The following is a 13384-nucleotide window of genomic DNA, read 5'->3' as shown; positions in this document are numbered from 1 at the left end:
TAACGGCATGGTCCGGATGGCTATTGGCTTAGCCAGTTTCGTCTGCTTTCAGGAAAGCGCCGACTTTTCTTAGCAGCACGGCCTTGTCGACAGGCTTGATGACAAAATCGGCGGCGCCGGCCTGCGGCTCTGGATCACCACCTCCTTCTGACCGTGGTGTCCAGTGATCATCACGACAGGAATCGACGCGAAGCGATCGACGGATTTCATCCGGCGGGTCGTCTCGATGCCATTCAGATCCGGCAACCCGACATCCATGAGCACCAAGTCCGGACGGCGACGATGTAACAGCGCGAGCGCCTCGTTGCTGGAGGCCGCGAACATCAGTTCCACACCAGCCTCGACCAGTATCTGGCCCAGCAACTTCTGCTGAAACTCGTCGTCATCGACCACCAATACCAGCGGCCGCACGGCTTCAGACAGTTTCTGTATTGCCCTGACGGACTCGAGCTGGGGTTCCAGCTCCTGTTTGAATTGTTCAGCCCATTGGCGCATGGGCTGGATGGACGCCTTGGCCGAGTCGAGGCTCTGATCAATTTTTTCCTGCTTCAGTTGCTCGAGATCCTTCGCCAGACGGTCGATCACGGCCTCGTACGTGGTGCGGTCCCAGGTCTCCGTCTCACCGGCACTACGGTCCATGGTCAGGCGCTGGGCAAAGCCGTTCAGGGCGACGGTGATATTTTCGCCGGCCTGGTCAAATGACCGGCTGGCAAGGTCGATATGCTCATTGCCTTGGGCCATGTTTTTCTCAAGCATGGCTTCCAGCCCGGCAATACGTCTGGCTTGGGCGGCAAATTCAGCTGGAGTCGGTCCACCTTCTTCACCGGTGCTCATCTGCTCCAAAGCATGATGAACTTCCATGGCCAGCCGCGTCGAGTCGTAGCCCAGGGGCCAGAACAGGACATAACTGGCGTAATAGCCCTTCTTGCACAGCGCAAACACTTGCTCTAATTCCCCTTTGCTGCACAGGATGACGGTCCGATGCGCCATGGTGTGGACCTGGGTGCTTAAACGATAAAGACCGAGGTAATAGGCCTGCGCCTTTGCCAGGCTGGTAAAGGCCAGTACCAGAACGGCGGGGCAATGCGCCTCGAAATCCTCGATTGCCTTGTCGGGGTCTGTGGAGATCGCCAGATTATCGAACTCCCGACGCAGCATATCGAAAATGACATCAGCATCATCCACATCCTCGGCGGCAATCAGGATGTTTTTATCGGTCATCATCCCTTCACTCCGTCAATCCTGTGCGGCGGACCTGCCACTCCTGTATCCAGGACGGTAGTGCCGAGGCGGGCATGGGCTTGGCAATAAAGTAGCCTTGCGCCACATCACAACAGGCCAGGCTGGAGAGGAAATGCCAGTCGGCAAGATTTTCCACGCCTTCGGCCACCGACTTCATCCCCAGTCGACGCGCCAGATCAAGACTGGCTTCCAGGATCGCCCGACGCGACGCGTTATCACTGGCATTGTGCACAAAACCAGAGTCCACTTTCAGTTCGTTGAAGGGGATATCCCGCAACTGAGTCAAAGACGAATGGCCGGTGCCAAAGTCGTCGATCGACAGCGTGATGTTCTTGAGTCGGAGCCGGGTCAGAATATCCAGCGCCGTCAACGGATTTCGCATCAACTGTGACTCAGTCACTTCCAAGATCAGCAGTGATAGATCGAATTCAAGACGCTTTGCCGCCTCCACAATAAAATCCGGAAAATCCAGCGACACCAGATTGCTCATCGAGATATTGACCGCGACGCTTAGCCGTAGCTTGTTGGCGTGCCAGCCTCGGCACTGTCGCAACGCATTGAGAAGGACCCGTCGGGTCAGGTCGTCGATCAATCCATACTGCTCGGCCGTGGCAATGAACTGGTCGGGAAACACCAGCCCATCACGCGGATGTTGCCAACGTACCAATGCCTCGACCCCAACCACATCGCTACTGCGCATCGACACCTTGGGTTGGTAATAATTGATCAGCTCACCATTCTCGATCGCGATCGCCACCTCTTCGGCGGAATAGACCTTCCTGTCCTGCCCCCGAGGTTTCAAAGCGGGCGATGCCTGGCGCTGCAGAATATCGCGCAACTGTGCCGGCGTAACGGGCTTGTGCAGTGCGCCAAGCACCTTGAGTTTATGGGCCTCCGCCAAGTGCTGTACCGTAGACAAAATGCGCTCGTCTTCTCCGCTCATGAGGACCAGGCCACCGCTAAAGTGCGTTTTTGCCAAGTGCCTCACGAGTTCCACCCCGTCCATTCCGGGCATCTGAATGTCGCAAAAGACGATCTCTACCTTTCGGTCCACAGAAGCCAATGCCTCGAGTGCCTCACCGGCGCTCTCGCAGGTCACGACATCCGGCTGACCCAGATTTGCCAACTGCAGCTTGAGGAGCTTGAGTACAAAGGCATCATCGTCGATAACCAGAATGTTCACGGTCTCTCCCTGTAATTACTATCCTGTTTGCCAGTCACCGATGTAGGCATCGACGGCTGCCATCGCGGTGGCGAATTCGGCCGCGCAGTCTTTCATTGCCTGTTGATCATGCGACCTGCAGGCGTTCTCCAGTTCGGCACAAATGTCACCCAGCGTCACCGCCCCTACCGATCGAGACGATGACTTCAGCTTATGCGCAGTCGCCGCAACCTGGGCCATATCCTGCTGCTCCAATGCCTCTTTAAGTGTGACGGACAGTTGCTGCGCCGACAACCGATAATCCGCCAGAAGCTCCCGCATCATTGCAGGGTCGTCCCCGACTAGATCAGTCAACAACGAAAGGTCTACGGCCTTCGCCCAGGCGTCTCTATTTAGAGACAGAACTCTAACATCATCGACTGTCGGGAGCCATTGCCGTAATGCAGCATTGAGTGCCGTGAGTTGAATCGGCTTGGTCAGATAGGCATCCATTCCGGCTCTATGGGCGCGCACCTCCTCGCCGCGCAGCGCATTGGCGGTCAGCGCCAGTATGGGTACATGCTCCGTCTCATCCTCTTCCCTGCGAATCGCTTCGGCCAACTGATAGCCGTCCATTTCAGGCATGTGCAAATCGGTCAATACCAAACCATACTGGCCGTTTCGCCACATCGTCAGCGCTTCTCGTCCGTTATGGGCGAGTTCGCCGGTGTAACCCAGCAGTTCCAGTTGTTTCAGAATGACTTTCTGATTGATGCTGTCGTCCTCGGCGATCAGAATCAATTGCCCTCGCGTTCGCGCTTCCATAATAGACGCTGGCTCCTGAACACTCGGCCAGTTCTCTTCTTCATCGATGTTCTGGGCTTCTGGTGACGCTTTCCCCAGCAACACGGCCAGGGACCGGATGAATGAGCGGCGGACCAATGGTACGGCACCCAGATAGACGATCGCCCGCCGCTCATCCTGTTCAGGCCGATATGGGTGACGAGTAATGAGCAGTTGGGATAAGTCCGGATAGGACGTGAATAGCTGTTGGATCTGATCAGCATTAACACACTCATGGCCGGTACAATGCACAACCGCGGCTGGTTCGACCCCTTCCTGTAACAGTCGGATCGCTTGTCGCCTATCCCGCGTGATCGTCAGTCGTGCTCCCGCCTGCTCGAGATAAGCGCGAACAATGTCGCCGTCCAGCCCATCGTCAACGACCAACAAAATGCTGGTACCCAACAACTCATCGATGTCATCCTGCCGGTCCGTATCAAGGGATGGTTGCGCCTCGACCGGCAACATCACGGTGAAACATGCGCCGGATCCCGGCGTACTCTCGACATGGATCCTTCCCTTCATCATGTCCAGCAGTCGCTTACAGATCGCCAGCCCCAGTCCTGAACCACCAAACCGCCGGGTCGTTGAGACCTCGCCCTGACTGAAGTATTTGAACAGATTGTTGATCGTTTCCGGAGTCATGCCGATTCCGTTGTCCTGGACCCGGAAGTGCAGCATCGTATCGGCTCCGGCACAAACCTCGGTGCTTACCCGCACACGTCCCCGAATATGCTCCCGTCCGCTGCTGAACTTGATGGCATTACCGATCAGGTTCACGAGTATTTGGCGCAATCGGATCGGATCCGTCCTCAGCACTGGCGGCATGGCGGGATCGACATACAGAGCCAGATCGACATGCTTGCTCGCGGCATCGGCAGCGAATGAGCTGATGACACCTTCGAAGAGTTCAGCGATCGACACATGCAGTTGCTCGATATGCAGCTGCCCAGCCTCGATTTTCGAGAAGTCCAGGATATCGTCGATGATCCGTAATAACGAAAACGCCGATTCCCGTATAGTACTGACGGCATCCCGTTGCTGTCCTTTCAGTTCACTGCGGGATAAGACTTCCACCATACCGATCACACCGTTCATCGGCGTACGTATCTCATGACTCATAGTCGCGAGAAACGCCGACTTAGCACGGTTCGCCTGCTCGGCTTCAGTCTTGGCCAAGGCCAATGCCTGATTGGCCTCTTGCAATTCGGCAGTACGCTCGGCAACTCGATCGGCCAGTCGCTCACGTTCCCGTTCAATCGCTAAATTGGCTTCGGTCAGCTTTTCGGACGCCTGCTTCAATTGCTGTACTGCGTGCTCCCGTTCTGTCACGTCTCGGGCAAGGGTAATAAAACGGGTGCTTCCGGACTTCATCTGCAGATACTGGACATTGACCTCGACAACCAAGGCATGTCCATCCCTGCGACGGTATTGTGTCGTGAATCGCAGATGACTCACCTGCTCGTCGCGCAATGGCGCGAGTTTGCTGCGAAAAGCCGTCTCATCGGCGCCCGGCAAGATATCAATCGGCGTCATCCGAGCCCATTCGTCTTGTCGGTAGCCCAGCATGCGCTGCGCGCCTTCATTGACATAACTGAACCGAAGGCTATCCGGGTCGAAAATAAAGGCCGCATCATCGATCGCGTTAAGCATGGCGGTGGATTCATGCATCACCCGTTCCGAGTGCAATCGCTGTGAAGCGTCCCGTACGAAGGCCAGTATCAGGGTATCATCATAAGACTGCATGGGACTGAGGCTGATATCGATCGGGAAGGTGGTTCCGTCTTTGCGCAACCCCAGCAGGCTGTCCCCGTTATCGCCCCCCATCAGTCGCGGATAGGGCTTGCTAACATACTGTTCGCGTACTGACTGATGCGTCCTCCTGGAAGCCTCCGGTATCAAGGCTTCGACAGTCTGGCCGCACAGCTCGTTTCGCCTCCATCCGAACAGCAGCTCCGCCTGCCGGTTGAGTTCAACGATCCTACCGGATGCGTTGGTGATGAAAATGGCGTCAGGCGCAAACTCAAATAAGTCGGAAAAGCGTCGCGCGATGCGGTGAACTTCGGTCATGTCATGCAGGGTAATAACCGCCCCCTGGGCATGACCCAAAGTGTCGAACAGTGGCCCACCACTGACCAACACGATGCGCCTTGGCTTCCCTTCGGCCACTATGTTGATTTCAACATTTTGCAGTTGCTCACCGGCCAGTGCGCGCATCAACGGTGTTTGGTCCAGTGCCAATGGCGTGACCCCATCGGCATCATACAGGTCTACGCGGGGATCCCGCTCCGGCGGGAACATTTTGATGTCGTGCCAACTGCGCGCGGTCTTGTTCAACAATGTCAATTGCCCGCCTGGTCCGCAGGCGACGACGCCTTCCGCGAGATTGTCAAGCACCAGTCGATTCAGCGCCACTTGGCGCTGCAGCTCCTCGGTGCGCTCCTCGATACGCACCGCCAGATTGGCATTGAGTTGGCGTATCTGTTCCTGGTCGTGATGGCGTTCGGTGACATCGCGCGATACGCACAACAGACGCGCCGGCTTTCCCTCGGTGTCTAGAATGGGCCTGACAATCACTTCCCACCATGACCGAGCACCATCGGGAGCTACAAAGAGCCCCTCAAACTGCCCGGTTGAGCCAACGCGCGCCTCATCCAGGGCGCTTTCCGCGGCTGTTCGGTGCTCTCCCTGCCAGTACTTGTCCAACCAGCTCGACCGCTCCGTGGCGTTATGTTCGAAAAATCTTCTACCAGTACGCCCGTTCGCGAAAGATTCTTCGACCAGACCCTCGAGGCTCAAAACCGTTAGAGCATCGGGCGAGCTTTCAATGATGGCGCGAACATACTGCTCGCTGTTCGCCAGGGATTGTTCGGCGTCCGCCCGCTCCATCATGACCATGCGAATACCGCGAAACAGCATGATGGAAAAGATCGCGGCGCCCACCAGTGTCACAATCAGCAGGATGAGCGATAGCTTCTGAAAAGACGCGGCCCCCGCCTCGTACTGGACCAGCCGTAGTCGCGCCACATCATCCAAATAGCCGGTCTTCTTACGCAACTCACGGACCATGTCGGTCTGATTCGTACTCTTGGATGAGGCACTAGTTTTCGGATAGGCACCGTCCCCGGTTATCCCGGACATTGGCGATAGTGACATGGTCCGCCAGGGCAACAGCGGCTCCAGTTCCGAAACCAACTCGACAAGTCGAGCATCGTCCGTCACCAATCGACGAAGTGACTGTATTTGAACTGTTAGTTCCTGCCGAAGGCGTAGCCTGGCGCCAGGACTTTCCGTATCCGGTTGGACCTCCCGGTTCCGTTCTATGGTCTCGATTTCGCTCAAGATCGCATCGAACGCTTGCAGCTCAACCCGGAACTGCTGCATCCAGGCAATGTTCTGGGCCACACGGGCGAACGATTCGCCAAAGAAGTAGGTATATTTTCCGCCCCCCGCCAACAGCAAAAAGATGCCGATAAAGCCGGCCAACACCTTCACTTCTATGCGTCGCTGACCGCTTTTGGGGGTTCCCGAGCTGTTCAGGCTGACCAGTAAGGTGGCCGATGCCAACAGTAGAAAACTGAACGCTGTCGCTAGTGCCATAGGCGCCAAGCCACCCACGCTGAGGGCTGTGGGCTGGCTGCCCAGATAATCGAGCACTGACAGCAGGCTGAGGATCAGGGCGAGTGCCGCCAGCGGATTGACCAGGCCACGCAGCTTGGGGCAGGACAATCCGGTGAGTGCCGTCCCCAGGCATATCAACGCCACGGCGCTATACGGGGACATGGGTTCCGATACCGCAGCAGCCAGCCATTCGATTTCAACGACAGGTCGTTCTGACAACCACCCCGTCCAGTCAAACAGATAATCTGTCAACGTCAACAGACCTAACAGGCATACTGCCAGTGGCATCAGCCAGCCCAGTCGCGAGTAGAGTGCCACCATCCCCGCCCCATGGATCCACAACGCACTGCCGGACAGTAACAGCCCTACAGCCGTATCCATTCGCACAGGTTGGGAGCCGACCTTTAACGCATCGAAGCCGGACAAGTGTCCCGACAACGACACGAGAGCAAAAATCGTGGCTATCGCTGCCGCAGCACGTGGAAAAGACTCTCCCAATTTAACGCATCGCAGTTGTGACATATGGGACCATCGATAATTGGATCAAAACGACACCATCGAAGGTGTAAACTTAACACGTCTCAAGATACGGCAAATGGGCAGCAATGGAACGATGACTTCATCAAATAGTGCTTCGGTACTGCCCGCACACCGATAACTGCCACTGAGGTACACCCCCATGCGCACATTGATCAAGCATCTCGGAGCACCGTTACTGGCAGCTATAGTTGCGACAGGTGCCGAGGCCCGATCTATTGTCATCGGTGGCAAGAACTTCACCGAGCAGCAACTGCTGGCCGAGATGACGGCACAGTATCTGGATCACCTAGGCTACCAGGTCGAGCGCCGGACTGGCATGAGTAGCACGACAGTGCGGCGGGCCCAGGAAACAGGCCAGGTCGACCTGTACTGGGAATACACGGGCACCTCACTGCTGATCTACAACAAGCTCGAGGAAGGGATAGGCTCGCCGGAGGCTGTCTATCAGAAGGTCAAGACACTTGATGCCCAAAAGGGGCTGGTTTGGCTTCAGCCGTCCGGGGCCAATAATACTTACGCGCTGGCGATGCAACGTGCTGACGCTGAAGCGAACGGCATCACGACGCTGAGTGAACTGGCCCAGGCACTGAATGACGGCCGTGAACTGACACTGGCGACTAATGCCGAGTGGTACGTCCGCGACGACGGCTTCAAGGCGTTGCAGACAGCCTATGGCTTAAAAATGGAGCGGTCCGACATCATGCGACTGGATACCGACCTCACCCATGTCGCGCTGAATGAAGGTATTGTCGACATCGCTCTGGTATTCGCTACAGATGGTCGTATCCCGGCGTTTGACTTGGTACTGCTCGAAGACGATAAGGCCTTCTTCCCTGCCTATGTCGTTACGCCGGTCGTCCGCGAAGAGGTCCTCGAAGCCAATCCACTACTGGCCGCACAACTCAATGTTCTGTCGGCACGACTGGATAACGACACCCTATCGGCCCTCAACGCCAGAATCGATGTTGATCGCGGCGTAATTGAACAGGTGGCAGAGGAATTCTTACGGAGCAGTGGACTGAGGTAACCCCCTTACGATCGGCTCTGTTCGCTCTCGTCGGCGCACTAACTATTAGATGAGTTAGTTTCGTATCAGCAGCTTCATGCCGTCTGGACACAACTCATCTTTGGTGAGACATGTCGGTAAAGTGCCTGGCGGGTGATGCCCAGCTCCTCACAGAGACCCGACACCTTGATTTGCGGCGGGTCCATGGCGGCCATGGCCAGCCGCAGCTTAGCAGCGGTCATCTTGAATGGCCGTCCTCCTTTCCGGCCGCGAGCTTGCACCGAGGCTCGTCCAGATACTGTCCGTTCGGAAAATAGCTCGCGCTCAAGCTGGGCCAGTGTCGCGCAGATCCCGAATGCCCACTTGCCCGCCGCGGTGAAGATGTCGATGGCACCATCACCGATCGGCCCTTCAAACCCACACTGCGAGCGGTCACTGCGCCTCTACCATCGAAATGTCGAGTTGCCGCCCGGCGAAGTGCGCAGCGCGGCTGGTTGTGGCTGACGAAGACTGAAGGCGACCGGTAAAGGCACTGTTTATCAGCACCTTTTAGCGATCAATAGCTGCGACCAGGATTTCTTTGTAATCGATCATGGCTTAAAACCCATAAGGCTCGGTCGACGAGCCTCCCACTCCTGCATCCAATCGAACAACTCGCCTGCTGGCATCGGTTTGGCAATAAAATACCCCTGAGCAATGTCGCACTTGACCTGCATGGTCAGGAATCGCCAGTCGTCCAGATTCTCGACGCCTTCGGCTGCTGTTTTCATGCCCAGTCGCCTTGCCATATCAAAACTCGCCTCCAAGATGGCCCGCCGTGCGGGTTGGTGACAGGCGTCGTGGACGAACCCCGCATCAACCTTCAATTCGTTGAAAGGTATATCCCTTAACTGGGTCAGAGATGAATGTCCCGTGCCAAAGTCATCGATCGACAGCGTTATATTCTTCAGACGTAGACGTGTCAGGATATCCAGCACCGTCAGCGGATTATGCATCAACTGGCTCTCAGTCACCTCCAGCACCACGTTGGACAAATCCACGCCAGCTTCCTTCGCCGACTGCACGATAAAATCCGGGTAATCCACCGAGTTCAAATTGCTTATCGATATGTTGACCGCAATACTCAGAGACAGATTCGCCTGCTGCCAATGCCAACAATCCTGCAAGGCTTTGACCAGTACGATGCGCGTCAACTCATCAATGAGGCCATGCTCCTCTGCAGTGTCAATGAACTGGTCAGGTAAAACCAGGCCGTCCTCTGGATGTTGCCATCGCACCAGAACCTCCACACCAGTGACCTCACCGGAAGGTAACCTAACCTTCGGCTGATAATGGTTTATCAACTCCCCGCCTCTGATTCCCCGGCGTACCTCCTCGACGCTGTAGATTTTGCGGGCCGAATACAGCGGCAGCGCTGATAACGAATTGTGCTGTTCCAGAATCCGCTGCAACTGCTCGAGGGTGGTGGGCTTTCGCAGCGCCGTCAAGATCTTCAACCCGTGAGCCTGAGCAAGGCTCTGAACGGTGCTCAGAATGCGCTCGTCCTCGCCGCTTATCAGTACCAGCCCACCCCGGTATTCCACGCTGTCCAAATGTCTGATCAGCTCGACACCGTCCATTTCGGGCATCTGTATATCGCAAAATACCAGATCGACCGATTTGGTATCATTGGTCATCGCACCAAGTGCTGCTTCGGCGGCTTGGAAGACAGCAATGTCCTGGAAACCGAGCTGAGCCAGTTGATGCTTAAGCAATTTAAGCACGAAGGCGTCATCATCGATGACCAGGATATTCATGTGCATTCCTCGCAACTAGCTTGCTAATAAAGTACGAATGGACGCTTCGACAGCCGCCAGGCTGTTCTCGAACTCGGCAGCATATTGCAGGATACTTTTTGAGTCCTGTGCTTTGCAGGCATTTTCCAGTTCCGCACACAGATCTCCCAGCGCCAATGCCCCGACGGACCGGGATGACGATTTGAGCCGGTGCATGATGGATGCCGACTGCCGAAGGTCGTCAAACCTCAAAGCCTCCCTGAATTCAGCGGACAGCTGTCGCATGGCCTCCAGGTATTCAGCCAGAAATTCCCTGACTGTATCCTGGTCGTCACCCAGTAGCTCGGTCACAACGGCGACGTCTATCGCCCAACTATCTTGAGTTTGCGATACAGCGGTATCATTGCCAGGCGCGTTCAGCCATTTTTTTAATGCTGCCCCCAATACGGCAAGCTGAACAGGCTTGGTCATATACGCATCCATTCCTGCCGTCAGTGCGCGTGTTTCCTCACCGCGCAAGGCGTTGGCCGTGAGTGCGATAATGGGGATGTGTGAACTATCTCCTTCCTCGGCGCGAATAGTCGAAGCCAGTTCATAGCCATCCATCTCGGGCATGTGCAGGTCCGTCAATATCAGGCCGTAGTCTCCTTGACACCAAAGTTGCAACGCTTCCTGCCCGTCTTGGGCAATTTCCCCTCTGTAACCCAAAAGCTCCAGCTGTTTCAGGATAACTTTCTGGTTGATCACATCATCCTCGGCGATCAGGATGAGTCGGCCCAACGCCCGCGCCTCCGAAATAGATTGGATTTCGCCCTCGCTGTTGAACAAATTGTCCATCCGCTCGCCATAGTCCACTTCCGGCGAGGCCCTGCCCGTCAAGGCGGCCACGGCGCGTACCAAAGCCGCTCGACGTAATGCCATGGTCTCCAGAAAAGCAACCCTGTCCAGTTCAGCTACTTTAGGTTTGCGCCGACGGCGTGTTATCACCAGATGAAGAAGGTCCGGCCTCTGCGCAAAGTCGCTCTCCAGTTGATCCGGTGTGGTGACGTGATGACCCATACAATGTATAACGACGTGAACGGGTTGCTCCGCAGCGCGCTTCACCGCCTCTACCCGATCAGTCACTCGCTCGACAGAGGCTCCGGCCTGTTCAAGGTATACGACAATACCCTCGGCGTCGGGCTCATTCTTCGAGACCAATATGACGTCGAGGCCCGTCAGGTCCTCATACCGCGTGCCGACTCCATCGGCAACACTCTCGACCGATAATGAAACAGTGAAGCGCGTTCCCTCCCCCAATCGACTGTCAACGCTGATGGAACCCTGCATGATATCGATTAGGCGGTTACAGATGGCGAGCCCCAACCCGGAGCCCCCGAAACGGCGTGTCGTCGAGGCCTCGGCCTGGCTGAAGTACCTGAAAAGGTTTTCCTGTGTCGTTTCGCTCATTCCGATACCATTATCGGTGACGGTTATCTCCATCTGCTTTAGGGGATCAGTACCCGCTCTGACACTTACCAGCACCAGGCCCCGGGTATCATCGCGTCCGCTGCTGAATTTAATGGCATTACCGACCAGATTGACCAGTATCTGCCGCAATCGGGTCGGATCGGACCACTGCCGTTCGGGAACGGCGGGGTCGATAAACAGGGACAGGTCGACATTCTTGTCCTTCGCAAGCGGAGCCAGGGAACTGATAACTCCTTCAAACAGGCTCGGTATTACGACCTCAACGCGCTCCAGCTGCAACTGCCCCGCCTCGATCTTTGAGAAGTCGAGCACGTCGTCGATGATCCCCAGCAATGAAAAAGCGGAATCGCGAATCGTACTGATCGTGTCGAGTTGCTCAGTATTCAACTCGCTCCGGGCCAGCACTTCGAGCATCCCGATGACCCCGTTCATCGGCGTGCGGATTTCGTGACTCATTGTCGCGAGAAACGCAGACTTCGCTCGATTGGCCTGATCGGCTTCCTGCTTCGCCAAAGCCAACTCTTGGTTGGCTTTGCTCAGTTCCGCGGTGCGTTCCTCCACTCTCTCGGCGAGCCTTTCTCGTTCGCGCACGATCCGGCAGTTCGCGACACTCAGCCGTTCCGAAGTATCCTTCAGCTCCTGTACAACCCGCTCTCGCTCGGTGACATCGTGCAGCGTGACAACAGCCCCCTGCGTTCGACCCTCTGCATCCAGAACGGGGCCGCCGCTCGCGAGCACCAAGCGGCGCGGCTGGTCTTTCGCGAGGATATTGATTTCAATACTGCGGAACGTCTCGCCGCAAAGCGCTCGAGCAAGTGGGGTGCGGTGCGGCTCAAGAGGCTTTACACCGTCCGCCTCGTAGAGGTCAACTCGGACATCACGTTCCGGTGGATATTGTTCAAGTCCGTGCCATTGTCGGACGGTTTTGTTCAGCAGCGTTAATTGCCCTGAGGTATCGCAGGCGATTACCCCTTCAGCCAGATTTTCCAATAACTGTTGATCCAGCAATTGTTGGCGCTTCAGTTCAGCAGTACGCGCCTCCACCCGACGTTCCAGCAGGTCCATTCGAACCTGATTTTCGCGCAGCAAGCACCATTTGTCGGCCAGCGCACAGGCTAGCTGCAGCACTTCAATTCGCTCGAAGGGTTTGCGCAGAATGAGAAGACGATCCGAACGGCCCAGCCGGTGGATAATTTGGTCCCAAGAATAGTCTGCATGGGCGGTGCAGATAACGATCTGGATGTTCGGGTCGACGCGCCACAGCTCTTCGATCGTCATGAGACCATCCCAGCCGCCGGGCATCCTCATATCGACAAAGGCGACGGCGTAGGGCTTGGCATCGGCGCAAGCCTCTATCACAGATTGCAGACCGTCCTCGCCCCTTTGCACGAGATCTACGTCAAACCTGGGTAGCTCGATACGCGCCGACTCACTCGAACCAAAGAGTGTTTCCTCAAGCACTTCCAGCCTTGTCGATGCGCCCTTGGCGTCGGTATGGCCAGCAAGGATCTTATGAAAGGCCTCCAGGACGGTTAGGTTGTCGTCGATTACCAGAATTCGCGGCAGTTTGGCACTGCCAGAATGATTTTCTCCGGACAGTGGGCTGTTTAGCCCACTTTGGTCAACACTTACGTTTTCGATTCCCACAACCTTTTCCTCCGCGCTCAAGGCTCCTGACATTCCAGCCCTGTCTCCGCCACCTGGCCGCGAGACGTTGTCGGTGAACCTATCGGTAGCGCCAGTCTG

General features: G+C 56.3%; 7 protein-coding genes. 1 reads left to right on the top strand and 6 read right to left on the bottom strand.

All coding sequences use genetic code 11. From position 1 onward, the window contains the following. Nucleotides 1-69: 69 nt before the first annotated feature. From ACFQDL_RS31650 to ACFQDL_RS31640, 3 genes are read right to left on the bottom strand one after another with little or no spacing between them, the layout of a single operon-like run. Nucleotides 70-1224 (bottom strand): response regulator, encoded by a 1155-nt coding sequence (locus ACFQDL_RS31650; RefSeq protein WP_379913843.1) that lies wholly within the window; start codon nucleotides 1222-1224, stop codon nucleotides 70-72. A gap of 4 nt (nucleotides 1225-1228) precedes the next feature. After that, a complete protein-coding gene (locus ACFQDL_RS31645; RefSeq protein WP_379913841.1) occupies nucleotides 1229-2425 on the bottom strand; it encodes an EAL domain-containing response regulator in 1197 nt (398 codons plus the stop codon). 18 nt (nucleotides 2426-2443) lie between these two features. Further along, the gene (locus tag ACFQDL_RS31640) at nucleotides 2444-7168 is read right to left on the bottom strand and encodes a PAS domain-containing hybrid sensor histidine kinase/response regulator (protein WP_379913839.1); all 4725 of its coding nucleotides are present in this window, start codon (nucleotides 7166-7168) and stop codon (nucleotides 2444-2446) included. A 358-nt stretch (nucleotides 7169-7526) separates the two neighbouring features. Between ACFQDL_RS31640 and ACFQDL_RS31635 the strand changes: the two genes are divergently transcribed. Further along, on the top strand, nucleotides 7527-8414 hold the full coding sequence (locus tag ACFQDL_RS31635; RefSeq protein ID WP_379913837.1) for a glycine betaine ABC transporter substrate-binding protein: 888 nt from the start codon (nucleotides 7527-7529) through the stop codon (nucleotides 8412-8414). Nucleotides 8415-8488: 74 nt separating this feature from the next. Here ACFQDL_RS31635 and ACFQDL_RS33150 read toward each other — a convergent pair whose 3' ends face one another. The 3 genes from ACFQDL_RS33150 to ACFQDL_RS31620 all read right to left on the bottom strand — a co-directional run bounded on the left by ACFQDL_RS33150 (nucleotide 8489) and on the right by ACFQDL_RS31620 (nucleotide 13285). Then, nucleotides 8489-8635, bottom strand: a complete 147-nt coding sequence (locus ACFQDL_RS33150; RefSeq protein WP_465264026.1) for a hypothetical protein — start codon at nucleotides 8633-8635, stop codon at nucleotides 8489-8491. Between the two features lie 348 nt (nucleotides 8636-8983). Continuing rightward, nucleotides 8984-10189: an EAL domain-containing response regulator gene (locus ACFQDL_RS31625; protein WP_379913835.1), complete on the bottom strand. Its 1206-nt coding sequence runs from the start codon at nucleotides 10187-10189 to the stop codon at nucleotides 8984-8986. A gap of 15 nt (nucleotides 10190-10204) precedes the next feature. Next, the gene (locus ACFQDL_RS31620; protein WP_379913833.1) at nucleotides 10205-13285 is read right to left on the bottom strand and encodes a response regulator; all 3081 of its coding nucleotides are present in this window, start codon (nucleotides 13283-13285) and stop codon (nucleotides 10205-10207) included. Nucleotides 13286-13384 lie beyond the last annotated feature (99 nt).

This window comes from Marinobacterium aestuariivivens (assembly GCF_042661465.1).
Classification (GTDB): domain Bacteria; phylum Pseudomonadota; class Gammaproteobacteria; order Pseudomonadales; family Balneatricaceae; genus Marinobacterium_A; species Marinobacterium_A aestuariivivens.
The sequence above is the reverse complement of the archived record's forward strand: the minus strand, read 5'-3'. Positions and strand labels throughout refer to the sequence as shown.